This is a genomic window from Rhodococcus sp. SJ-3 (assembly GCF_051918125.1).
GTDB lineage: Bacteria > Actinomycetota > Actinomycetes > Mycobacteriales > Mycobacteriaceae > Rhodococcus.
The window spans coordinates 4,883,338-4,905,760 of the sequence record NZ_CM123306.1; the positions used below are offsets into that span (position 1 = coordinate 4,883,338).

Sequence of the window (22,423 nt, forward strand, 5' to 3'; positions counted from 1 at the left end):
CGACACGCGTGGCAGCATGGGCTACGACCCGTGCCTTTCGGAAGAACGAGGATCGATGACCGGCTTGGAGAACACGAACGTCGGCTCTGCTGCGGCCACCCAGCACCCCACTCGGCGGGCTCTCCCGCATGCCCCACTTCTCGCTGCAGCGCGTGGCGAGCAACCGGCGCACCGGCCGGTGTGGTTCATGCGTCAGGCGGGTCGATCGCTGCCGGAGTATCGCGAGATCCGAGCAGGCATCGGCATGCTCGAATCCTGCTTCGACCCCGAGCTCGTGTGCGAGATCACGATGCAGCCCGTGCGGCGACACAAGGTCGACGCCGCAATCCTGTTCTCCGATATCGTTGTGCCCCTCAAAGCAGCAGGTATAGACCTCGACATCGTCGCCGGTACCGGCCCGGTCGTCGCGAATCCCATTCGCACGGCCGCCGATGTCGCAGCACTGCCGAATCTCGAACAGGACCAGGTCGGTGCCGTTGCGCGCGCAGTGACTCTGCTGACTCGCGAACTCGGCGACACACCGCTGATCGGATTCGCCGGCGCACCGTTCACGCTCGCGTCGTACCTGGTCGAAGGGGGGCCGAGCCGAAATCACGAGCGCACGAAGGCACTCATGCACGCCGACCCGAAGACCTGGCATGCACTCCTCGGCAAGCTCACCGATGTCGCGATCGTATTTCTGCGTGCGCAACTCGAAGCGGGTGTCGATGCAATCCAGCTCTTCGATTCGTGGGCGGGCGCACTCTCGCTCGTCGACTATCGGGAGTTCGTGATGCCGCACTCGCAGCGGGTCTTCGCCGAGCTCGAATCCTTCGGCGTTCCCCGGACCCACTTCGGCGTGGGAACGGGTGAACTCCTCGGTGCGATGGGCGAGGTCGGCGCGGATGTCGTGGGTGTCGACTGGCGGGTGCCGCTCGATGTCGCGGCGAACCGTGTCGGCGCGGGCAAGGCCCTGCAGGGCAACCTCGACCCGGCGCTGTTGTTCGCCGGGTGGGATGTCGTCGAATCCGAGGTCCGTCGCGTCATCGCGTCGGCCGACCGTGCTCTTGCCTGCGGGGCGACCGGACACATCTTCAACCTCGGGCACGGCGTGCTCCCCGACACCGATCCGGAGATCCTCACCAGGGTGGTCGAGCTGGTGCATTCCCTGTGACCGCACCCGTTGTCGCCGTCGTCGGCGGCGGCATCACCGGTCTCGTCGCGGCGTACCGCCTGCGCGGAACGCTCGGCCCCGACGCGCACATCGTGATTCTCGAACGGTCCGATCGACTCGGCGGCAAGCTGCGCACCGTCTCCCTTGCGGGCGGGCCCGTCGACGTGGGCGCGGAGGCATTCATCGGGCGCCGGCCCGAGGTGCCCGCGCTGCTCGACGAACTCGGCCTCACCGATCAACTCGTCCACCCGTCCGGAGCTCGCCCGCTCATCTATGCGGGAGCAGAACTGCACCCCATGCCCACCGGCACACTGATGGGCATTCCCGCGAACGCGCAGTCGGTCGCCGGACTCGTCGACGACGCCACGCTCACCCGGATCGAGGGGGAGTCCGCAGTGCCTTTGGCCTGGGACCGCACCGGGGATATGTCGGTAGCAGAGCTGGTCGGATCCCGGTTCGGTGAGCAGGTGGTCCGTCGGAGCGTCGACCCGTTGCTCGGCGGCGTCTACTCGGGTCTGTCCGACACCGCGGGCATCCGCGCTACCGTACCGACCCTCGCGCGCGCACTCGACGAGGGCGCAGCGAGCCTGACCGAGGCGGTCGTCCGAGCTCTCCCGGTACCGTCCGGCAAGCCCGTGTTCGGCGCGTTGCGAGGCGGATACGGGATGCTCCTCGACGCACTCGAACGCGCCGCCGGCGCCGAGGTCCGCTACGACACCGTCGCCGCGAATCTGCGTCGCAGTGGTGGCCGGTGGTCGCTCGAACCGATCGGTGAGGTCGACGGTGTGGTGCTCGCGGTGCCGGCGCCGGAGGCGGCGGCGTTGCTCACCGAGCCGGTTCCGGCAGCTTCGGCATATGCCGGCCGGATTCCACTGGCGTCCTCGGTCGTCGTCTCCATGGCATTTCCGTCCGGTGCTGCGCTCCCGCAGAACTCGGGAATTCTCGTTGCCACCGGTGAGGAACTGTCGGCCAAGGCGTTCACCCTGTCGGGTCGCAAGTGGCCCCACCTCGCCGAACGCGACGTCGCCCTCGCCCGCGCATCCTTCGGCCGGTTCGGCGACGACGCCCTGGTCGGCGCATCCGACGAACAGCTGATCACCCTCGCCCGCGCCGACCTCGCCACGGTCACCGGCGTCGCCGACGAACCGGTCGCGGCATTCGTGCAGCGCTGGCACGGCGGACTACCCCAGTACCGCGCCGGACACACCGAGACGGTGGCAGCGTTCGAGCGGGAAATGGACGAGATCGACGGCCTCGCGGTGGCCGGGGCGATGCTGCACGGAGTGGGCGTTCCGGCGTGTGTCGCATCGGGTACAAAGGCCGCAGCACGGCTCGCGGCGCGAGTGGCAGGATGAGGGGTATGGCACGTCTCGATTTCGAAAAGCTCAATTCCACGCTTCGCTACGCGATGTGGTCGGTGTTCCAGGTCAGACCGGGCGCACTCGGTGAAGATCGCACAGAGGCCGTAGAGGACTTCCAGAAGTTCCTCGCCTCGTTCGAGGGCACCGACGTGATCGTGCGCGGGATCTACGACATTGCAGGGATGCGCGCCGACGCCGACTTCATGATCTGGACCCACGCCGAGCACATCGAGGATCTGCAGAAGTTCTACGCGGAGTTCCGCCGCACCACGATCCTCGGGCGTGCGAGTACCGCGGTGTGGTCGAATACCGCACTGCACCGGCCGGCGGAGTTCAACAAGAGCCACCTCCCGGCGTTCGTCGCCGGTGAGGAGCCGGGTGATTACATCTGTGTGTACCCGTTCGTGCGGTCGCTCGACTGGTACCTGCTTCCGGATGCCGATCGTCGCAAGATGCTCGCCGACCACGGCAAGGAAGCGCGTCCGTACCCGGATGTGCGTGCCAACACGGTCCCGGCATTTGCGCTGGGCGACTACGAATGGATTCTCGCGTTCGAGGCACCTGCCCTCGATCGGATCGTCGACCTGATGCGCGATCTGCGTGCCACCGAGGCGCGGCGGCACGTCCGGGAGGAGACGCCGTTCTTCTCGGGGCCGCGTGTGGCGCCCGAGTCTCTGATCGCTTCGCTTCCCTGATCATGTCCGACGGGGCGCGGTACTCGCACATGGCGCACGCGAGGTACTCGCACATGGCGCACGCGAGGTACTCGCACATGGCGCACTGGGGGATGTATTCGGCGGAGGTGCGCGATGGCGAGGTCGTCGCCGCGCACCCGTTCCCCGGCGACCGCGACCCGTCACCGATCCTCGCGAACGTGCCGGGCTCGGTGCGGCACCGCGCCCGCATCGCCGGGCCCGCGGTGCGTCGCGGGTGGCTCGAGCACGGTCCCGGGCCCAGCAGCAGCCGCGGCAGCGACGAGTTCGTCGCCGTGTCGTGGGAGGAACTGACCGAACTGCTCGCCCGTGAATTGCGACGCGTCGCGGACCGATACGGGAACCGTGCGATCTTCGGTGGTTCGTACGGATGGTCGGCGCCCGGACGATTCCACCATGCGCAGAGCCAGGTTCACCGTTTTCTCAAGATGTTCGGCGGTTACACGCGGTCGGTGCACAGTTATTCGCTCGGCGCGACCGGTGTGGTCATGCCGCACGTCGTCGGCACCCACTGGAAACTGTTCGCGCGTTCGACCCACTGGGATCTCATCGCCGGGCGCACGGAACTTTTCGTGTGTTTCGGCGGTGTCCCCGTCAAGAACACGTCGATCAATGACGGCGGGAACAGCGACCACCCGACCCGCGACGCGCTCGACCGGATGAGGGCTCGCGGCGGCCGGATCGTGTCGATCAGTCCGCTGCGCGACGACACGCACGGCGAGTGCGAGTGGCTCGCGCCGAGGCCGGGAAGCGATGTCGCGGTGATGCTGGCGCTGGCCTATGTCCTGGCCACCGAGGGGCTCGCCGACCGCCGATTCCTCGATCGGTATTGCACCGGCTACGACAAGTTCGAGGACTATTTGCTCGGCCGGACGGACGGGATCCGGAAATCGCCGCAGTGGGCGGCGGAGGTGTCGGGACTGTCCGCGGATACGTTGACCGAACTCGCGCGCCGAATGGCGTCCTCACGGACGTTGGTGACCGTGTCGTGGTCGCTTCAACGTGTGCGGTTCGGGGAGCAGGCGCCGTGGGCCGGAATCACGCTGGCTGCCATGCTCGGACAGATCGGTCTGCCGGGCGGAGGCTTCGGCCACGGGTACGGGTCGATGAACGAGCCCGGCACCGCGCCGGTGCCGTATCCACTGCCCACCCTGTTCCAGGGAAACAACGAGGTGGACGACTTCATACCGGTGGCCGCGATCTCGGATCTGTTGCTGCGACCGGGGGAGAAGTTCGACTACGACGGCAACCGATACACGTTTCCCGATATCCGGCTTGTCTACTGGGCGGGCGGGAATCCGTTCCATCACCATCAGGACATCGGCCGGCTCCGTCGTGCACTCGGCCGCCCCGACACGATCGTGGTCCACGATCCGTACTGGACCCCGATGGCCAAGCACGCCGACATCGTGGTGCCGTCCACCACGACCCTCGAACGCAACGACCTGACCTGTACGCGCAGCGACCCGCTACTCGTTGCGATGCACGCGGCTGTACCCCGATTCGAGGACGCCCGCGATGACTACGACACGTTCTCGGCGCTCGCGTACCGACTGGGTTTCGGCGACCGGTTCACCGAGAAGCGCAGCGCACAGGAGTGGCTCGAATATCTCTACGAGCAGTGGCGCGGATTCGTTCTCGCAGATCCGGCCAGGGTCGAGGACCCACCCGAGTTCGACGAGTTCTGGCGTCACGGTCACGTGCGGATGCGCACCGAGGACGATCTGACGTTGTTCGAAGAGTTTCGCGACGACCCGCAACGCGACCCGCTGCGGACCCCGAGCGGCCGCATCGAGATCTTCTCTGCGGACATCGACGGATTCGGCTACGAGGACTGCGCAGGCCATCCGAAGTGGTACGAGCCCGAGGAGTGGCTCGGCGGCGCACGCGCTGAGCAGTTCCCACTGCATCTCATCGCGAATCAGCCGAGCACCCGGCTCCATGGTCAGCTCGATCACGGTGCATTCAGTCAGGCGTCGAAGATTCGGGGCCGCGAGCCGATCCGGATGCACCCGGGCGATGCCGAGGCACGCAACCTCTCGGAAGGTGATGTGGTTCGGGTGTTCAACGACCGTGGCGCCTGTCTTGCCGGGGTGGTGCTCGACGACGGGGTGCTGCGCGGTGTCGTTCAGCTCTCGACAGGAGCGTGGTACGACCCTTACGAACCGGAAGACCCCGAGTCGATGTGCGTGCACGGAAACCCGAACGTGCTCACGGCCGATGTGGGTACGTCGCGTCTGTCTCACGGCTGCACGGGGCAGCATGTGCTCGTCGAGATCGAGCTCTTCGTGGGGGAGTTGCCACCGATCCGCGCGTACGACCCACCGACGATCCTGCGTCATCTGTGAGTTTCATCACTTTCATCGGTGGTGTGGCAGTATTCTGAGTGCTCATGAAGCGTCGTGCAGTCAACGATCGTCGTCTGCGGGCTGCCGGTGCCGCGGTGGCATTGATCCTCTTCGCCGGCGCATGTACGGATTCGGGAGAGGACGCATCCTCGCCCACGTCCCCTTCGGGCGCGGCGTCGGAGACGTCGGGCTCCGAGACGTCCGCGGCCGGGGCCCCGACTCCGGTGGATCAAGCCGAACTACAGTCGGCTCTCGAATCCGGAGCGCAGGAGTTTCTGCTACCCGGCGCGGTCGCGCTGCTTCGGACGCCCTCCGGAACCATCACCGCGACCTACGGGACCACCGAGCACGACGGGGGCGAACCGGTCTCCCTCGACGACCATATCCGCGTCGGCTCGAACACGAAGACCTGGACGGCCACGGTCATCCTGCAGATGGTGGCCGAAGGCGCACTGTCCCTGTCCGATCCGGTATCGAAGCATCGTCCCGACGTTCCCAACGGCGAGAACATCACGATCGAGCAGCTGTTGAACATGCGCTCCGGGCTGTACAACTACAGCGAGACACCGGAACTCAACGAGGCGCTCGACAATGATCCGGGGCGGGTGTGGCAACCTGACGAGTTGCTCGCTCTCGGGTTTGCGAACCCACCGTATTTCCCGCCGGGGGAGGGCTATCACTACTCGAACACCAACTATGTGCTGCTCGGTCTGATCGCGGTCCAACTCGACGGCAAGCCGTTGCCGGATATCTTCGACGAGCGGATATTCAGGCCGGCCAGGATGTCCGACTCCTCGTTCCCGGACCCGACCGAGGTGGAGCTACCGACGCCCTATTCCCACGGCTACTTCTTCGGCACGAACATGCTCACTCTCACCGACCCGGCCCTGCCGGAGGAGATGCAGACCGAAGCCGAGAACGGAACGCTTGCCCCTACTGATGTCACCAACACCAATCCGTCCTGGGCCTGGTCGGCAGGGGCAGGCATCGCAACCGCCGAAGACCTGGCCACATGGGTCGAGGCACTCACGAACGGTTCGGTGCTCGACGCGGAGCTACAGCAGCAGCGAATGGACAGCATCGTCCCGACCGATCCGTCCATGCCGGACGCGGCGGGTTACGGCTGGGGTATCGCCAAGATGGGCCCGATGTACGGGCACACGGGAGAGCTTCCTGGATACAACTCGTTCATGGGGTCCGATCCGGAGAACGGGATCACGCTGATCGTGTGGGCGAACTTGGCGCCCGGTGCCGACGGCCGTGATCCGGCCACCACGATCGCCAAGGGTCTGATCGACGGAATGTACGGTCTCTGAGATCCGCCCGGCATCGACAGGAACGGCTAGCCTTCGAAGTATGGGCACGAACCCCTTCGACGCGGTCCTGTTCGACTTCTCCGGCACGCTTTTCAGGCTCGAGGAGGACGACAGTTGGATGGAGCAGATCACCGACAGCGGCGGTGCGCCGTTCGATGTGCACCGGCAGGCAGAATTGATGCGCCGCCTCACTGCACCGACCGGGCAACCGGTGGAGATGGATGCCGAAGAGCACCATGCCTGGACCAATCGTGATCGCGACCCGGCGTGGCATCGGGAGGCCTATCTCACGGTGCTGAGAAGATCCGGTGTCGCCGATCCGCAGCAGGCACGGGATCTGTATGCCAAAGTGACGGACCCCGCGTGCTGGACGGTTTATCCCGACACGGTCCCGGTGATAGAGGCACTCTCGGGTGACGGCTATCGCATCGGCGTGCTCAGCAACATTGCCTTCGATATCCGGCCGGCGTTCGCGGCGCTCGGAATCGACGACCTCGTCTCGGTGTTCACACTCTCGTTCGAGGTCGGGGCGGTGAAGCCGGAACCGGAGATCTTCCGGCACGCTGTCGAGACACTGGACGTAGATCCTGCCCGTACCCTCATGATCGGCGACAGCGAGAAGGCCGACGGTGCCGCACGAGAGATCGGCTGTTCGTTCCGGCTCGTGGAGCCTCTTCCCACCGCGGACCGGCCCGATGCGCTGTGGCGAGCACTGTCGGCAGCAGGCATCAGTCCTTCGGAACCAGGCGCAGGGAGATCGAGTTGATGCAGTACCGCTGATCAGTGGGAGTCGGATAGCCCTCGCCCTCGAATACATGGCCCATGTGGCTATGACACGACGCGCACAGTACCTCGACCCGCCGCATTCCGAGGCTGTCGTCGGTCCGGAGGATCACGGCGTCGGACTCCGCCGGATCGAAGAACGACGGCCAGCCGCAGTGCGAGTGGAACTTCTCCGAGCTACGGAACAATTCCGCACCGCACGCGCGGCACTCGTAGACGCCCACGGTATCGGTATCGGTGTATTCGCCGGTGAATGGGCGTTCGGTACCCGCCCGGCGAAGCACGGCGTATTCCTCGGGCGTCAGCTTGGCGCGCCACTCGTCGTCGCTATGGGTGACCTTGGGTGCGGGTTCCGATCGGGGAGGGGTAGTCATGACATCCACGCTAGCGGTGTGCGAGTGACTGTGCCACGAGGTGCGTCCGGTCGGGTACGGGCGGCCGGCAGCCGGATCACGGTGTTGCGACCTCTGGTTCAGGTTCCTGATCCGGCTTCGACCGTGCGGTGGCACTCGACCGGGTAGATCGCAACAAGTGTGACGGCTCTATACCGCCATCGAGACGGCCCTCGCGGCGGGCGGCCAGATAGCGATCGAGGAGCACGGCGAAAATGACGATCAGGAGCAGGGACCAGCCGAAGGTCGTCTTCATGTACTCCGCTGCACGACCGGCCTCGACCCAGCGACCGGACAACCACGAGTCGTAGCTGAGGAACCCGTAGACGGCGAGCCACGCGGGCCAGTTCCGCATCACCGAATTCGGCAGCAGCACTGTCATCAGTAGCGGGAACAGCATCATGGAGTAGTACATCTGGCCGAGCGAGGTGAGCAGGAACGATGCGCCGAGAAGCACGCCGGCGCTGGTACAGACGAAGAACAGTTCGTCGTCGCGGCAGTAGCGGTACAGCAACCACATCGAGGCCACGACCATCAGACCCAGCACGGCCCGCAGGCCTACGACCAGCCAGCCGGGCAGACCGTAGTACATCCCGTTGCCCACGATCGCGCTGTTGAAGTAGTCCCGCGTTTCGAGAAGGTACGGGACGGTGTGCTCGACGAACTGCCACGCATCGACCGACAACGGCCACGCGATGGCCGTCAGTGCAATGGGAACAGCAGCAGCGGTGACGAACACCTTCCACTGACCCCGCACCAGCGGCAACAGCAGCAGGGGCGCCAGAATAGGTTTCACGGCGAACGTGAGACCGAGTGCCGCGCCTGCCCACAGGTCACGACGTTTGAGCAGCAGCGCCAGGAAGGCCACCTCGCCGAGCAAGACGAGACCGTTGATATTGGTGAAGACGAGGGTGTTCGTGACCGTTTCGGATGAGAACGCGGCCAGCACGAGAATCGGCGCGACCGGAGAATCGAGACGCAATCCGAACATCCGCAACAACAGGTAGAGCGCGATCAGGATCGCGACGGCGTTTGCAAGGATGAACAACCAGCGCGAGCGTTCCGGGTCGATCACGGCGATCGGTGAAATCAGCAGCGTCCCCGACGGCGGGTACAGATAGTGCGGGTCGACCCAGTCGAAGTTGGCGGTGTACACCGGGCGGCGATTGAGGAAGGCCAGTGCAGCCTCGTACACGGGCTTGAAATCATCGGTTCGGAACCTGTTGACGGCTTTGATGACGACCCGATGCAGCACCGTCAGTACGGCCAGTGGCCATACGACGCACTTGACCACTTCCGCTGTAGTGCGGGCGGTGCGAGGCTCGAGACTGCTGAGGAACACTACGGCACGGTACACCGCAACCGCACCGAACGGCGCATCCAGGCACTCCGAGCAGCTGCGATCAGGCCGGGCAGAGGCTCCCGTTCGGTGGAAGCTCTCCGTTTGCCAGATACGCTTCGGCGCGACTTTGCGCGCAGGCCGAATGGAGCGTTGCGGAATACCCGGCCCCCTGCCACGCGAGTGCCGTCCATCGAATGCCGCTCGCGGTCAATGCACCGGTCACCGAATCCAAGCCTGCATTTCCGACGATGGGGTCGGCTGCCGCACTGGTGACGAGTACCGGTACGTCGAGTGCTGCTGGGAGGGACGGCGCCGCCATGCTCGGCCACGCCGCGCACGAGGTCGCCGCGACGGCGGCATCACCACCGAACAACGGATACGTCGTGGACCACGACGTCTGAAGTTCGGCGGCGCGCATCGCCGTCGGCCATCGCTGCCCGTCGCTGCACTGTGACACCCATTGGCCGTCGGTCGTCAGCATCGCTTCTGCCGTCCCTACGGATTCGAGCAGTGGCATCACGTCGCCGTCCCTGGCCGCGGCAAGGATGTCGGACAGCTCGCGGATACGGGACTGCAGGTCGGCACGTGGGGTGCCCAGGAAAGCGGAGATCGCCGTGAGCAGGGCATTCGACGACACTGGTGCGAGCAGGCCGTCCGCGGCGCGACCGTGGAGATCCTCGATCGCTCCGCGCGGGTCCGGCCCCAACGAACACTCCAGTGCGGCGCAGCGGCGGGAGAACTCGTCGACGGCGGCTTCTGCGCCGCGCGCAGCGGATTCGGCGAGCAGTTCGGCGTCTGCGGTCGCCGCCGCAGGCGAGTCGAGGATCAGCCGCCCGACGCCACCTGGATAGGCCGCTGCGAACGCGAGCGCAACCGTTGCGCCATTACCGATTCCGAGCAGCCCCAACCGATCGACATCCCAGGCGCGGCGCAGCTGCTCGATATCGCTCGCAGCGTGGGACGCGCCGAACATCAGTTGCTGCGGTTGCAGGTAGTCGGTGCACGAGATAGTGGCTTGCCGACCGAGTTCGGCGACGCGATCGGACGCCTCACCGCTGCGACCGAACTGCCCGAGGTCGGCAAGGGCACGGCGATCGGCGCCGAAGATGCAGTCGATTTCCTGGGACATCCCGAGCCCGCGACGGTCGACGGCGACCAGGGGACGCGCGGTCAGGATCGTCGACATCGGGCCCGTAGCGAGTGCGGCGAGCGCGCGGCTCGACGGGAGATCGGACCCGGTGGTCACAACCAGTGGTGCGACGTCGCCGGGAGTCTCGGAAGTCCGTGCCCGGAGCACTCCGAGGGGGAACGTTCCAGGTACCGTCCCTGTCACGTCGATCGGTGCAGGAACCTGGGCGCACTCGAGAACGAGCCCGGCCGGGCCCGGCGGCAGCGCGAAACCACCGATCGTCTCGGCGGTGCAGTCGCGCCACGCGAGGTCGTTCTGCGGTACCGGGAGTTCGGTCGTACCCGGGTCGTGTTGTTCAGGTTCGGCCGGTTGCTCGCCTCCTACGTCCTGGACGACAGCCACATCGGGACGGATCGAGGGACCCGCTCCGCACGCGGCCACCACCGACGCAACTGCGAGCCAACACACAGCGAGCACCCCGGTTCTGCGCATGCGGACAGCCTGCCAGGTGCGCGCAGTGACGGTGTGCACCGGTGCGCTCGGACGCCTAGGCCACATACCCTTCATCTGCTCCGGTTCGGTGAACTCACCGTGAACGGTCTGTGAAGTAGGTCCCATTACCCGGTCCTGTGCTGGATGTGTCATTTGCCGCCACTATCCTGGTGTAATGCACGAACGCCTCGTCGACCGGAATCCGGTGGTGCCCGCAGACCAACTTGTGGCCCAGATGGTGCCGCCCGCCATGTTCGACGAGGTGAGTTTCGCGTCGTACATCCCGGATCCCGAACAGCCCAGCCAGGCAGCGGCCGTTGCTGCGGCCGAAGCCTTCGTCGGTAAGGTCGGCAAGATACGCAGCGGCAAGCGCGGGTTGTTCGGCAGGAAAGCTCCGTCCACGGGTGCCGGTCTCTACCTCGACGGCGGATTCGGCGTCGGCAAGACGCACCTCTTGGCCTCGATCTTCCACAGTGCTCCCTCGCCCAAAGCCTTCGGCACATTCGTCGAACTCACCCACGTCGTCGGTGCGCTCGGCTTCAACAAGGCTGTCGAGGAGCTGTCGAGTCACAGTGTGTTGTGCATCGATGAGTTCGAGCTCGACGATCCCGGCGACACAATGCTCGTGTCGCGGCTGCTGACCGAGTTGTCGGCGCGGGGTGTCTCGATCGTCGCCACCTCCAATACCCTCCCCGGACAGCTCGGCGAGGGCAGGTTCGCTGCGCAGGACTTCCTCCGCGAGATCAAGAAGCTCGGGTCCATATTCGAGACGCTCCGGGTCGACGGTCCCGACTACCGTCACCGCGACCTTCCGCCTGCACCCGAACCGGTCGACTCGAAGGCTCTCGTCGAACGTGCCAACGAGATTCCCGGCGCGACGCTCGACGATTTCGACGAGTTGTGTGCCCACCTCAGTACGCTCCACCCATCGCGCTACGGAAAACTGGTCGAGGGCGTCAGCGCGGTGTTCCTCAACGGTGTCCACCCGGCTCAGGATCAGTCCGTAGCTCTGCGACTGGTGGTCCTCGCCGACCGGCTCTACGACGCGAGTGTCCCCGTGACGGTTGCCGGAGCGAAACTCGACGAGATCTTCACACCCGAGATGCTGGCCGGCGGCTACCGCAAGAAGTATCTGCGTGCCACCTCGCGCCTTCTCGCGCTGTCGCGTTTCGAGGTCCCCGCCTGACTTTCCGGTCTGGTCGGCAGTTCCGGTTCACAGGTTCGGATCTGCCGGCAGCACAGGCACTGGTGCGCTTCTGAGGTGGCCGCTCACAGGATGCGCTCCATCACGTAGTCCTCGTGGACCTGCGATCCCACCGTGAACCTGCGTTCGCCTACGACCTCGAAACCTTCTTTCGCATAGAAGCGACGGGCTCGCGCATTCTGCTGATTGACGCCGAGCCACAACCCGTCGTGACCGCCAGAACGTCCGAGCTCGACGACGGCCCCCATGAGTGCGTTCGAGACCCCCGTGCCGTGCTGGCCGGGGAGCACATACAACTTGCTGATCTCGATCGACCGCCGTGCGGTGAGCAACGCTGCAATCTCCGGATCGTCGGGTGGTGTGTCGATTGCCATGAGATATCCGACGATCTCGCCGTCGATCGTGGCCTCGAGAACGGTTCTTGCGGGGTCCGTCAGATACTCACTGAAGCGCTCCGCCGTGAGTGCGGTCTCGATGAATGCGGCAATGTCCGCACCCGTTGCATCGGGTGGGCATGCCAACGGAAACGTCGTTGCCGCCACGTCGGCGATGCGCTCGGCATCCCAGATGCCCGCACGTTCCACAGATACAGCAGCGGTGGTTTCTTCGAGTGGAGACGGCATGCTTCCAGTGAAGCAGCCGCAGTCGGTCTCCCGCGTGCCGGCCTGGAAAATACCCGAAAATGGCTGAACCCCAGCCTTGGATGGGGGGTCATGGCTGGGGCTCATTACCATCGGGGGGGATGGCACTTACCACGATACATGAGGGATTCCTCAGCTTCCAAGTTGCGGCCCGATTCGCGCGGTCACGGTTTCGTCACATGCTTCGAGGCCCGACGTTTGCACTCGTCACATATAGGTTCTAGGGTGGGCGTCATGAAGCGCGTACTCGTAGTTCACCGCCGTAGCGGGGTCTGATTCGGACCGACCCCTCGCTGCGGGTCCCTGAGCTATGTGTCGGTCCTTCCTTCTCGCGGAAGACCCCTTCGATGAATGCCTTCGACTCGAACGCTGTCCACACGTCTACCTCGGCTGATGCAAACATCCCCGTCTCGTCTTGGCCAGACCGTCTGCCCCTGCCGTTGCGGGCCGAGGCTGCGGGACTCACCTGGGAAGAGTTCGCTGACCTCTACGGACCGCAGAACGGTCCGCTGCGTATGGGAGCATGGGCAATCACTGCGGTGTCCGCGGGTCGCAGCTCATATGAGGCAACACTCGCGGTGGGTGCGTCGATCCACACCGCATCGGCTGTCGCGAACGGTCCGGTGGCAGGAATGACGGCAATGCTTCACGGGCTCGGGATTCACCTCGAGATCCTGTCGTTTCATCAGTGCGAAGTCGGTGGAGCCCAGGCGACGTTCCTCTTCTGCAGTCACGGGGACCGTCGGGGGTGGGCGATGGGAACGGGGTCGAGTGCAACCGAGTCCACGCTGCGCGCCATGATTGCCGGTGCGAACCGGCTCAGCGCCGTCCACTGATCGGGAACGCAAAAGTCCCCCTTCGGGATTCCGAAGGGGGACTTTTGCTACTTCTGGTGCGCGATACTGGGATTGAACCAGTGACCTCTTCCGTGTCAGGGAAGCGCTCTCCCGCTGAGCTAATCGCGCCGGCTTCCTACGCCGGTGTGGAGCGGATGACGGGATTCGAACCCGCGACCCTCACCTTGGCAAGGTGATGCGCTACCAGCTGCGCTACATCCGCGTGTGCACGTTGCGGTGAAACTGGGGTCGACCCACGTGCTGATCGACCCTGGTGCGCGATACTGGGATTGAACCAGTGACCTCTTCCGTGTCAGGGAAGCGCTCTCCCGCTGAGCTAATCGCGCGAGGTGGAGACGGGAATCGAACCCGTGTGCACGGCTTTGCAGGCCGTTGCCTCACCACTCGGCCACTCCACCATAAAAGGTCGAGTCCAACCTCTCGAGCGGATGACGGGATTCGAACCCGCGACCCTCACCTTGGCAAGGTGATGCGCTACCAGCTGCGCTACATCCGCATTCGCACCGTGGCGTTGCGCTCTCCGTGGTGCGGTTAAAAACTTAGCCGACCATCGCGGAATCACACAAATCTGCAGGTCAACGCAAGAAAACTCAGCGAGGACGGCGTTGGAAGTGCTGTGGGGGTGCTGTCGGAGGGGTTTCGAGTGCTCTGGGGGCGACGGGAACACGTGCGGTGAGTAAGTGGTGTGCTGAGGGTTGCTCGCGCCCGATGTGCCGCCGAGTTCCGCGTTCTGGTGTTCCGTTACTCGAGGGGGCGCTGCACTGTAGAGGGGGTGCTGCCCTGTAGGGCGGGATCCAGAGGAGCTGGTGGCGAGCGGTCGGTCGAGCGCGATTCCGGAAACTCTGCGTGACCTGCTGATTCGTGTTCGCGCGCAGGGGCGTGTTAAGTTTCTTTGCGTTCGAGCCGCTGCGAAGCGGCACGGTCCCGTGGCTCAGTGGAAGAGCGTCCCGTTCACACCGGGGAGGTCGCTGGTTCGATCCCAGCCGGGACCACAGGTCCGCACAAGGGCACCCTGCACAGGGTGCCCTTTTTGCGTATCTTGGCATGCAACTGTCGAACGCAGCGGGAGTTGCGTGATCCGGCCGACGAGAGGTTCGTTGCCGGCTCGACGATGTGCGCGTCTGCGGCCATCGATGTCCGCGTGGGCGAGGTCGGGACAGACCGCGGTGGTTCGAGGAGGATGTGCAGGATGAGTGTCGCAGATGGCGCATGGCAGGCCGTGGGGACGACCGGTGCCCGCTTCGGGTCCCGGCGTCCACGTCACCGCACTAAGCGGGACGATCTTGTATATTCGCCCCCTGAAGAGGGGGAGCGGTCGTCGGAGCTGGATGCTGTCGCGCCGCCGTCGGCCGAAGGGGGGACGCCGACCACCGCAGCACAGGCCGCTGTCAGCGAGACGGGGCCCCGGGTGTCCCGCGCGATGGATCGGACGTTCGACGGAACTGGGTACGAAAGCGCTGGGGGAGTCGGAAAATTGGAAGATCACACATCATCGTTCGTGAGGCCCTTCGTCCGCATCGGTGGCCGCACCCGGAGCGATATGGACCTGCCGCTAGAGGCCCTCGTGTCCACGGTCCCGTCCTCGACGAGCCTGATGGCAGGCAAGTTCGCCGAGGAGCACCGGGTGGTCGTCGGTCTGTGCGCACAACCGCGCTCGACCATGGAAGTGGCCGCTCTGGCGGGGATCCCCCTCGGAGTCGCCCGTGTGCTGATCGGCGACCTCGCGGGGGCGGGCATCCTGACCGTCCACAGCACGGTGGACCGGGTCGGACCGGGCAGCGAACTTCTCGAACGGGTGCTCACAGGGCTGCACTCGCTCTGAGAGTTTCGGATGCCGCAACCGTGTTTCGTTCCGGCACGCCCTGTGTTCGCTGTGTGAGCGCATGTCGATAGCATGTGGGGAGGTTGCCGACGCGCTGTGCCGCGCCGGGCAGCAGCCCCCGAGAACAGGCATCGAGCCGAGGAGTCCAGCCAGTGACCACGCCCGCATCCGCGAAAACAGCCACGCTCGTCCGGGTGCCAGCGGGAACCACTGCCGGCGCCGCCGTGCGCGAAGCCGGATTGCCGGTCAAGGGACCCGACACGATCGTCGTCGTCCGCGACTCCGAGGGCGCCCTGCGCGACCTGTCGTGGACGCCGGAGACCGACGCCGAGGTCGAGGCAGTCGCCGCGGACACCGAGGACGGCCGCAGCGTCATTCGCCACTCGGCCGCGCATGTTCTGGCGCAGGCCGTCCAGCAGGAGTTCCCCGAGGCCAAGCTCGGCATCGGCCCGCCGATCAAAGACGGCTTCTACTACGACTTCCAGGTCGAGCGCCCCTTCACCCCTGAGGATCTCGCGAAGCTCGAGAAGCGGATGAAGAAGATCGTCAAGGACGCTCAGCGCTTCTCCCGCCGCGTCGTCGAGAGCCTCGACGACGCCCGCGACGAATTGAAGAACGAGCCGTTCAAGCTCGAACTCATCGACGACAAGTCGGGTGGCAGCGATTTCGAGCCGGACCCCGAGATCATGGAGATCGGTGGCGGCGAGCTGACCATCTACGACAACCTCAACCCGCGCACGGGCGAGGTGGTGTGGAAGGACCTGTGCCGCGGGCCGCACATCCCGACCACCAAGTTCATTCCCGCGTTCAAGCTGACCCGCAGCTCGGCCGCCTATTGGCGCGGCGACCAGGACAACGCCGACCTGCAGCGTGTCTACGGCACTGCTTGGGAGTCCGTGGAGGCGCAGGACCGGCATCTCGAACTGCTCGCCGAGGCCGAGCGCCGCGACCATCGCAAGCTGGGCGCCGAACTCGATCTGTTCTCGTTCCCGGACGAGCTCGGCTCGGGTCTGCCGGTGTTCCATCCCAAGGGCGGCATCATCCGCCAGGAGATGGAAAATTACTCGCGACAGCGCCATGTCGACGCCGGATACGACTTCGTCAACACCCCGCACATCACCAAAGGGCATCTCTACGAGGTCTCCGGCCACCTCGATTGGTACAAGGACGGCATGTTCCCCGCGATGCACATCGACGAGGAACTGAACGACGACGGCACGATCCGCAAACCCGGCCAGGATTACTACCTCAAGCCGATGAACTGCCCCATGCACGACCTGATCTTCCGGTCGCGTGGGCGGTCGTACCGCGAACTCCCGTTGCGCATGTTCGAATTCGGTTCGGTGTATCGCTACGAGAAGTCCGGTGTCGTCCACGGGTTGACCCGTGTGCGCGGCATGACGCAGGACGACGCGCACATCTTCTGCACCCCCGAGCAGATGCGCGACGAGTTGACCACCGTGCTCGAATTCATCCTCGATCTACTGAAGGACTACGGACTCGACGACTACTACCTCGAGCTCTCGACCAAGAACCCCAAGAAGTTCGTCGGTAGCGACGAGTTGTGGGAGACCGCCACCGACACGCTCCGTGAGGTCGCCGAGGCCTCGGGGCTGAACCTCGTGCCCGATCCGGGCGGCGCCGCCTTCTACGGACCGAAGATTTCGGTTCAGGTCAACGACGCGCTCGGTCGCAACTGGCAGATGTCGACGATCCAACTCGACTTCAACCTCCCCGAGCGGTTCGAACTCGAATACACCGGATCCGACGGTGCCAAGCATCGCCCCGTGATGATCCACCGTGCGCTGTTCGGTTCGATGGAGCGTTTCTTCGGTGTGCTCACCGAGCACTATGCCGGTGCGTTCCCCGCGTGGCTTTCGCCGGTTCAGGCGGTAGGTATCCCAGTGGCCGCCGAGTTCGAAGAGCATCTGTTCGACGTCGTCGGCAAACTGAAGTCGTCCGGTATCCGCGCCGAGGTGGATATCTCCGACGACCGCATGCAGAAGAAGATCCGAACGCACACCACGCAGAAGGTTCCCTTCATGCTGCTCGCAGGCGAACGCGATGTCGCCGCAGGCGCGGTGAGCTTCCGGTTCCGCGACGGTACCCAGGTCAACGGTGTGCCCGTCGACGAGGCCGTGAGCATCATCGCCGAGTGGGTTCGTCGACGCGACAACGCTTCTCCCACTGCGGAGCTGGTGCGTCCGGAAGAACGGGGAGCGACCTCTTGACGGGCGAGGGAACTCCAGGGCCGGCCGACACGTCCGACTCGATGATCGACCGAGGGGTCGGTGAATCCGACCACCTGCAGCGGCTGTGGTCCCCGCATCGCATGTCGTACATCACCGAATCTCCGGGATTGCGGAGCGAGCCGTACGAGCCGTTCACCGAGATCCCCAAGATGGCCGACGAAGAGGGGCTGGTTGTCGCCCGCGGCGAATCCGTGTACGCGGTGCTCAATCTCTATCCCTACAACCCGGGCCACCTCATGGTGGTGCCGTATCGGCGGGTGGCGAACCTCGAGGATCTCTCGGTGGACGAGAGCACCGAGCTCATGGCGTTCGCTCAGCGGGCACTTCGAGTGATCAAGAAGGTGTCGCGTCCCCACGGGTTCAACGTCGGGCTCAATCTGGGTGCCGCTGCGGGTGGTTCGCTCTCCGAACACCTGCATCTGCACGTGGTGCCACGGTGGGGTGGCGACGCGAACTTCATCACAGTCCTCGGCGGATCCAAGGTGATGGTGCAGCTGCTGCGCGACACCCGCGCATTGCTGGCTTCGGCATGGGACGAGTAGCGCCTGCCGAAGGCGGACCAGTCCCTGATTACACCCGTGGTCAGACGGTGCGTCGTGGCAGGATCGGATTCCGGGCACGTCGGTCGAAGGAGAATTCGGGGGTCTCGGAATGCTGAGCTTCTTCGGTCGCGCATCGGTTTCGAAGGTGACCGCACCGCTCGGTCACGCCTTGATTCGTACGGGTCTGACCCCGGATGCCGTAACCATCATCGGCACTGTCGCAACGATCGCGGCTGCTCTCACGCTGTTTCCCTCGGGCCACCTTTTCGTCGGCACACTCGTCATCTGGTTGTTCGTGATGTTCGACATGCTCGACGGTGCAATGGCACGTGCCCGCGGCGGCGGAACACGTTTCGGTGCGGTACTGGATGCCACGTGCGATCGGGTCGCAGACGGAGCGATCTTCGCCGGTCTGGCCTGGTGGGCCGTCTATCACGAGCAGAGCAGACCGCTGGTGATCGCGACGCTGATCTGCCTCGTGTGCTCGCAGGTGATCTCGTATGCGAAGGCGCGTGCCGAAGCCAGCGGTCTGTCGGCCGACGGGGGTCTCATCGAGCGCCCCGATCGTCTCGTGATCGTGCTGGTCGGTTCGGGGCTGACCGGTCTCGGTCTCGACTGGGCGATCCACATCGCGATGTGGTTGCTCGCTGCGGGGTCGGTCATCACAGTGTTCCAGCGGGTACTCGCGGTGCGGGACTCTCCGGGCGCGCGCGAATTGCTACCGATCGCGCCGCCATCGGACTCGACGTGTGAGACGGATACCGAGGACGGGGAGCGGTCGTGAACGGCGAGGACCGGGTATGAATGCGGCCGAGCGTCTCTCGGACCTCGGATACGCGGCGGGATGGCGCCTGGTTCGGCTCTTGCCGGAACGTGTCGCGACCTGGCTGTTCGATGCGGGAGCCGACTTCGCTGCTCGTCGGAACGGCGGACCGAAGCAACTGCGCCGCAATCTTTCCCGCGTTCTCGGGGTCCCACCCGAACAGGTCCCGGATGACCTGATCAGGGCTTCGATCCGATCGTATGCACGATATTGGCGCGAGTCCTTCCGGCTTCCGTCGATGGATCTCGACGCCACTGCGGCGTCGATCGATTCGGCGATCCGAGGCCGCGAACATATCGAGGCGGCGTTGGCCACCGGACGCGGCGCGGTTCTGGCGCTACCGCACAGTGGCAACTGGGACATGGCAGGCGTGTGGTGCGTCCGCACCTACGGCGGGTTGTCCACGGTGGCAGAGCGACTGCGCCCCGAGTCGTTGTTCCGCCGCTTCGTCGAGTACCGGGAGGGCCTCGGGTTCGAGGTGTTCCCCCTCTCGGGTGGCGAAAGCCCCCCATTTGTCGAGTTGTCGGCGCGTCTGCGCGACAACAAGGTCGTGTGTCTGCTGGGGGAGCGCGATCTCGCGCGCAAGGGCGTGCCCGTGACGTTCATGGGCGAATCCACGCGCATGCCCGCCGGACCCGCGAAACTGGCGATCGACACCGGCGCGGCCCTCCTTCCCGTGCACTGCTGGTTCACCGACGACGGTTGGGGATTCCAGGTCCACCCCGAGATCGACGTCAGCGGCGGTATCGGCAACGCGACGCAGCTACTGGCCGACCGTTTCGCTGCCGACATCGTGGAGCACCCTGCAGACTGGCACATGTTGCAACCACTGTGGATGGACGATCTGTCCGACTCACGACGCGCCCGAATGGAGGAGTGAGTGAGGATCGGAATGGTCTGCCCGTACTCGTTCGATGTCCCGGGTGGTGTCCAGGCTCATGTAGTGGACCTCGCCGAGGTTCTCATTGCCCGCGGCCACGAGGTGAGTGTGCTCGCGCCCGCCTCGGAGACCACGACGCTGCCCGATTTCGTAGTCTCTGCGGGTAGAGCAGTTGCGATTCCCTACAACGGCTCAGTGGCCCGGCTGAGTTTCGGACCGGTCTCCTATGCGCGGGTGCGCCGCTGGATCAACGACAACAACTTCGATGTCCTCCACATCCACGAACCGAACGCCCCGAGCTTGTCGATGCTCGCATTGAAAATTGCCGAGGGGCCCATCGTCGCGACGTTCCATACGTCGACGACGAAGTCGCTGGTTCTGAGCACTTTCCAGGGAGTCCTGCAGCCGTTCCTCGAGAAGATCAGCGGTCGGATCGCCGTTTCCGAGCTCGCCCGCCGCTGGCAGGTCACCTCGCTCGGAGCCGATGCAGTCGAGGTCCCGAACGGGGTCGACGTGCCATTCTTCCGGCACTCTCCACTGCTATCCGGTTATCCGAGGGCAGGCCGGACGGTGCTGTTCCTCGGTCGCTTCGACGAATCAAGGAAAGGTATGGACGTGCTCGTCGGTGCGCTGCCCGCACTGGTGGCGCACTACCCGGACATCGAGATCCTCGTTGTGGGTCGCGGCGACGAGGACAGACTCCGCAAGGACGCCGGTCCACACTCGGGTCACCTCCGCTTTCTCGGGCAGGTCGACGACGACGAGAAGGCCTCGGCGATGCGCAGCGCCGATGTGTACTGCGCACCGAATCTCGGCGGGGAGAGCTTCGGGATCGTCCTGGTCGAGGCGATGGCGGCCGGTACTGCCGTCGTCGCGTCCGAACTCGATGCGTTCCGACGCGTGCTGCGCGATGGGCGAGCAGGTGTGCTCGTTCCCATCGGTGACGCGACGGCACTGGCCGACGGCATCCTGGAGGTCCTCGACGACGAGGGCCGCCGCGCCGCGTTGGTTCAGGCCGGGTCCGAGGTCGTGGAAACCTACGATTGGCCGGTGGTGGCCGACCAGATCCTGCGGGTGTACGAGACGGTCACCGTCGGTGCCGGACCGGTACGGGAGGTTCGCTCGTGACCCTCAGCGCTCTGACGATCCTTGTCCTGGCGTTGACCGCGTCCATCGTCCTGTTGCTGGGTCTGTGGGCATATGGGACAGCGAATCGCCTCGATCGGTTGCATGTGCGGTCGGACCTGTCGTGGCAGGCACTCGACGCTGCCCTCGCCCGTCGCGCTGTGGTGACCCGGAGCCTTGCGGCGTCCACGTCCGCGGCGGAGGGGCGCCGGTTGTCGGCGCTCGCCGACCGAGCGGAACGTGCGGACCGTGCGCATCGGGAGGCCGCTGAGAACGAACTGTCCGTTGCGCTGGCCGGTCTCGATGTGGAGCGTCTGCGCCCGCAGTTGGTCGCCGAACTCGCCGACTCGGAAGCCCGCGTGCTCATTGCCAGAAGGTTCCACAACGATGCTGTGCGCGACACACTCGCGTTACGCACCCGTCGCCCGGTGCGCTGGCTTCATCTCGGCGGCACCGCGCCGCTGCCGACCTATTTCGAGATCGCCGAACGCGAAGTCGACAAGACCGGTGCCGTCGAGAGAATCGGCGATGTCGAGAAGCCGGGGGTTGTTCCCTCGCAGTCACGGACACCGGATCGGGCTCGCACGTCGGCGCGGGTGGTGCTGCTCGACGACGACGGGCGCGTGCTGCTGCTTCGCGGTCACGATCCGGCACGTCCGGAGGTGTGCTTCTGGTTCACCGTCGGCGGCGCCGTGGAACCGGGCGAGGATCTGCGTGTCGCGGCCGTCCGGGAACTCGCCGAGGAGACCGGACGCGGCGTCGCCCCTGAACAGCTTGTCGGACCGGTGTGGCGGCGAGTGGCCGTCTTCCCGTTCAACGGTGAAGTCCTGCATTCCGAAGAACTGTTCTTCGTCCTCCAGACACCCGGATTCGAACCGGGTTCCGAGGGGTTCACCGAACTCGAACGTCGCATGGACCTCGAGTTCAGGTGGTTCGACAACGACGGACTCCGCGAACTGGTCGCTACCGGAGAACCGCTGTATCCGCAGGACCTGCCGGAACTCCTCGACGAGGCAAGGCGTCTGGCAGGCACCCGAACGCACACCGCATCGAACACCCCGCTGCGCGCCATCCGCTGACCCGGCGGGCGACCGAGAAGGCCAGCGCATCGCGACTGGCTATGGGGAACACCCGCATGCGGTCATAGGCTCGGCGGGTCGCGATCCGCTGCTGCGCGCCGACCCTTCCGCGCCGACTCTTCCGCGCCGTACCGTCGTGCCGGATTGTCCTGCCGGATCGCTGCATCCC

At 65.4% G+C, this 22,423-nt stretch carries 19 protein-coding genes and 6 tRNA genes; 16 read left to right on the forward strand and 9 right to left on the reverse strand.

The features are described from left to right. The first annotated feature begins 55 nt into the window (after positions 1 to 55). Genes hemE through ACTDXD_RS22790 form a run of 6 tightly spaced genes read left to right on the forward strand, consistent with a single transcriptional unit; the run spans position 56 to position 7,657 of the window. Complete coding sequence (gene hemE / locus ACTDXD_RS22765) at positions 56 to 1,153, forward strand: uroporphyrinogen decarboxylase (protein WP_440124462.1); 1,098 nt, start codon at positions 56 to 58, stop codon at positions 1,151 to 1,153. Continuing rightward, complete coding sequence (locus ACTDXD_RS22770) at positions 1,150 to 2,508, forward strand: protoporphyrinogen oxidase (RefSeq protein ID WP_440124463.1); 1,359 nt, start codon at positions 1,150 to 1,152, stop codon at positions 2,506 to 2,508. Before hemE ends, ACTDXD_RS22770 begins: the two co-directional genes overlap by 4 nt. 5 nt (positions 2,509 to 2,513) lie before the next feature. Then, positions 2,514 to 3,209 carry a hydrogen peroxide-dependent heme synthase gene (hemQ, locus tag ACTDXD_RS22775; RefSeq protein ID WP_440124464.1) on the forward strand — a complete coding sequence of 232 codons (696 nt, stop codon included), beginning with the start codon at positions 2,514 to 2,516 and terminating at the stop codon, positions 3,207 to 3,209. 53 nt (positions 3,210 to 3,262) lie between these two features. Then, positions 3,263 to 5,575: a molybdopterin-dependent oxidoreductase gene (locus ACTDXD_RS22780; protein ID WP_440124465.1), complete on the forward strand. Its 2,313-nt coding sequence runs from the start codon at positions 3,263 to 3,265 to the stop codon at positions 5,573 to 5,575. A gap of 44 nt (positions 5,576 to 5,619) precedes the next feature. Further along, the gene (locus tag ACTDXD_RS22785) at positions 5,620 to 6,891 is read left to right on the forward strand and encodes a serine hydrolase domain-containing protein (protein WP_440124466.1); all 1,272 of its coding nucleotides are present in this window, start codon (positions 5,620 to 5,622) and stop codon (positions 6,889 to 6,891) included. A 40-nt stretch (positions 6,892 to 6,931) separates the two neighbouring features. After that, a complete protein-coding gene (locus tag ACTDXD_RS22790) occupies positions 6,932 to 7,657 on the forward strand; it encodes an HAD family hydrolase (RefSeq protein ID WP_440124467.1) in 726 nt (241 codons plus the stop codon). Here the strand turns inward: ACTDXD_RS22790 and msrB are convergent. The 3 genes from msrB to ACTDXD_RS22805 all read right to left on the reverse strand — a co-directional run bounded on the left by msrB (position 7,620) and on the right by ACTDXD_RS22805 (position 11,029). Further along, the gene (msrB, locus tag ACTDXD_RS22795) at positions 7,620 to 8,048 is read right to left on the reverse strand and encodes a peptide-methionine (R)-S-oxide reductase MsrB (RefSeq protein ID WP_440124468.1); all 429 of its coding nucleotides are present in this window, start codon (positions 8,046 to 8,048) and stop codon (positions 7,620 to 7,622) included. The genes ACTDXD_RS22790 and msrB overlap by 38 nt on opposite strands. A 76-nt stretch (positions 8,049 to 8,124) precedes the next feature. Then, a complete protein-coding gene (locus ACTDXD_RS22800; protein WP_440124469.1) occupies positions 8,125 to 9,408 on the reverse strand; it encodes a glycosyltransferase family 87 protein in 1,284 nt (427 codons plus the stop codon). A 61-nt stretch (positions 9,409 to 9,469) separates the two neighbouring features. Further along, positions 9,470 to 11,029, reverse strand: coding sequence for an alpha/beta hydrolase (locus ACTDXD_RS22805; RefSeq protein WP_440124470.1), 1,560 nt, complete (start codon positions 11,027 to 11,029; stop codon positions 9,470 to 9,472). A gap of 175 nt (positions 11,030 to 11,204) precedes the next feature. Between ACTDXD_RS22805 and zapE the strand changes: the two genes are divergently transcribed. Continuing rightward, complete coding sequence (zapE, locus tag ACTDXD_RS22810) at positions 11,205 to 12,215, forward strand: cell division protein ZapE (RefSeq protein WP_440124471.1); 1,011 nt, start codon at positions 11,205 to 11,207, stop codon at positions 12,213 to 12,215. Between the two features lie 83 nt (positions 12,216 to 12,298). Here zapE and ACTDXD_RS22815 read toward each other — a convergent pair whose 3' ends face one another. Then, positions 12,299 to 12,856, reverse strand: coding sequence for an N-acetyltransferase family protein (locus ACTDXD_RS22815; RefSeq protein ID WP_440124472.1), 558 nt, complete (start codon positions 12,854 to 12,856; stop codon positions 12,299 to 12,301). Positions 12,857 to 13,221: 365 nt separating this feature from the next. Between ACTDXD_RS22815 and ACTDXD_RS22820 the strand changes: the two genes are divergently transcribed. Further along, entirely contained in the window at positions 13,222 to 13,710 is a 489-nt protein-coding gene (locus tag ACTDXD_RS22820; RefSeq protein ID WP_440124473.1) for a 2-isopropylmalate synthase, read from the forward strand. A gap of 54 nt (positions 13,711 to 13,764) precedes the next feature. On the opposite strand, the gene ACTDXD_RS22825 is transcribed toward ACTDXD_RS22820, so the two are convergent. The 5 genes from ACTDXD_RS22825 to ACTDXD_RS22845 form a co-directional block, all read right to left on the reverse strand. Further along, positions 13,765 to 13,839: transfer RNA gene (locus ACTDXD_RS22825), tRNA-Val, on the reverse strand. An 18-nt stretch (positions 13,840 to 13,857) separates the two neighbouring features. After that, a tRNA-Gly gene (locus ACTDXD_RS22830) sits at positions 13,858 to 13,933 on the reverse strand. A gap of 49 nt (positions 13,934 to 13,982) precedes the next feature. Continuing rightward, positions 13,983 to 14,057, reverse strand: a tRNA-Val gene (locus tag ACTDXD_RS22835). 1 nt (position 14,058) lies between these two features. After that, a tRNA-Cys gene (locus ACTDXD_RS22840) sits at positions 14,059 to 14,129 on the reverse strand. Between the two features lie 25 nt (positions 14,130 to 14,154). Beyond that, positions 14,155 to 14,227, reverse strand: a tRNA-Gly gene (locus ACTDXD_RS22845). A 424-nt stretch (positions 14,228 to 14,651) separates the two neighbouring features. Between ACTDXD_RS22845 and ACTDXD_RS22850 the strand changes: the two genes are divergently transcribed. The 8 genes from ACTDXD_RS22850 to ACTDXD_RS22885 all read left to right on the forward strand — a co-directional run bounded on the left by ACTDXD_RS22850 (position 14,652) and on the right by ACTDXD_RS22885 (position 22,254). Further along, positions 14,652 to 14,723, forward strand: a tRNA-Val gene (locus ACTDXD_RS22850). A 506-nt stretch (positions 14,724 to 15,229) separates the two neighbouring features. Further along, positions 15,230 to 15,553 (forward strand): DUF742 domain-containing protein, encoded by a 324-nt coding sequence (locus ACTDXD_RS22855; RefSeq protein WP_440124474.1) that lies wholly within the window; start codon positions 15,230 to 15,232, stop codon positions 15,551 to 15,553. A gap of 152 nt (positions 15,554 to 15,705) precedes the next feature. Beyond that, on the forward strand, positions 15,706 to 17,784 hold the full coding sequence (gene thrS / locus ACTDXD_RS22860; RefSeq protein ID WP_440124475.1) for a threonine--tRNA ligase: 2,079 nt from the start codon (positions 15,706 to 15,708) through the stop codon (positions 17,782 to 17,784). 41 nt (positions 17,785 to 17,825) lie between these two features. Next, entirely contained in the window at positions 17,826 to 18,347 is a 522-nt protein-coding gene (locus ACTDXD_RS22865; RefSeq protein ID WP_440127762.1) for an HIT family protein, read from the forward strand. Positions 18,348 to 18,456: 109 nt separating this feature from the next. Further along, positions 18,457 to 19,131 carry a phosphatidylinositol phosphate synthase gene (gene pgsA, locus ACTDXD_RS22870; RefSeq protein WP_440124476.1) on the forward strand — a complete coding sequence of 225 codons (675 nt, stop codon included), beginning with the start codon at positions 18,457 to 18,459 and terminating at the stop codon, positions 19,129 to 19,131. A gap of 16 nt (positions 19,132 to 19,147) precedes the next feature. After that, on the forward strand, positions 19,148 to 20,050 hold the full coding sequence (locus ACTDXD_RS22875; RefSeq protein WP_440124477.1) for a phosphatidylinositol mannoside acyltransferase: 903 nt from the start codon (positions 19,148 to 19,150) through the stop codon (positions 20,048 to 20,050). Next, complete coding sequence (locus tag ACTDXD_RS22880; RefSeq protein WP_440124478.1) at positions 20,051 to 21,178, forward strand: glycosyltransferase family 4 protein; 1,128 nt, start codon at positions 20,051 to 20,053, stop codon at positions 21,176 to 21,178. After that, on the forward strand, positions 21,175 to 22,254 hold the full coding sequence (locus tag ACTDXD_RS22885) for an NUDIX hydrolase (RefSeq protein ID WP_440124479.1): 1,080 nt from the start codon (positions 21,175 to 21,177) through the stop codon (positions 22,252 to 22,254). Before ACTDXD_RS22880 ends, ACTDXD_RS22885 begins: the two co-directional genes overlap by 4 nt. The last annotated feature ends 169 nt before the right edge of the window (positions 22,255 to 22,423 follow it).

Coding starts and splice junctions, on each gene's coding strand:
- ACTDXD_RS22875 (WP_440124477.1), top strand. CDS start 19,148: ATGAATGCGGCCGAGCGTCTCTCGGACCTCGGATACGCGGCGGGATGG.
- ACTDXD_RS22805 (WP_440124470.1), bottom strand. CDS start 11,029: ATGCGCAGAACCGGGGTGCTCGCTGTGTGTTGGCTCGCAGTTGCGTCG.
- hemQ (WP_440124464.1), top strand. CDS start 2,514: ATGGCACGTCTCGATTTCGAAAAGCTCAATTCCACGCTTCGCTACGCG.
- ACTDXD_RS22865 (WP_440127762.1), top strand. CDS start 17,826: ATGATCGACCGAGGGGTCGGTGAATCCGACCACCTGCAGCGGCTGTGG.
- msrB (WP_440124468.1), bottom strand. CDS start 8,048: ATGACTACCCCTCCCCGATCGGAACCCGCACCCAAGGTCACCCATAGC.
- ACTDXD_RS22780 (WP_440124465.1), top strand. CDS start 3,263: ATGGCGCACGCGAGGTACTCGCACATGGCGCACTGGGGGATGTATTCG.
- ACTDXD_RS22815 (WP_440124472.1), bottom strand. CDS start 12,856: ATGCCGTCTCCACTCGAAGAAACCACCGCTGCTGTATCTGTGGAACGT.
- hemE (WP_440124462.1), top strand. CDS start 56: ATGACCGGCTTGGAGAACACGAACGTCGGCTCTGCTGCGGCCACCCAG.
- pgsA (WP_440124476.1), top strand. CDS start 18,457: ATGCTGAGCTTCTTCGGTCGCGCATCGGTTTCGAAGGTGACCGCACCG.
- ACTDXD_RS22820 (WP_440124473.1), top strand. CDS start 13,222: ATGAATGCCTTCGACTCGAACGCTGTCCACACGTCTACCTCGGCTGAT.
- ACTDXD_RS22790 (WP_440124467.1), top strand. CDS start 6,932: ATGGGCACGAACCCCTTCGACGCGGTCCTGTTCGACTTCTCCGGCACG.
- zapE (WP_440124471.1), top strand. CDS start 11,205: ATGCACGAACGCCTCGTCGACCGGAATCCGGTGGTGCCCGCAGACCAA.
- ACTDXD_RS22785 (WP_440124466.1), top strand. CDS start 5,620: ATGAAGCGTCGTGCAGTCAACGATCGTCGTCTGCGGGCTGCCGGTGCC.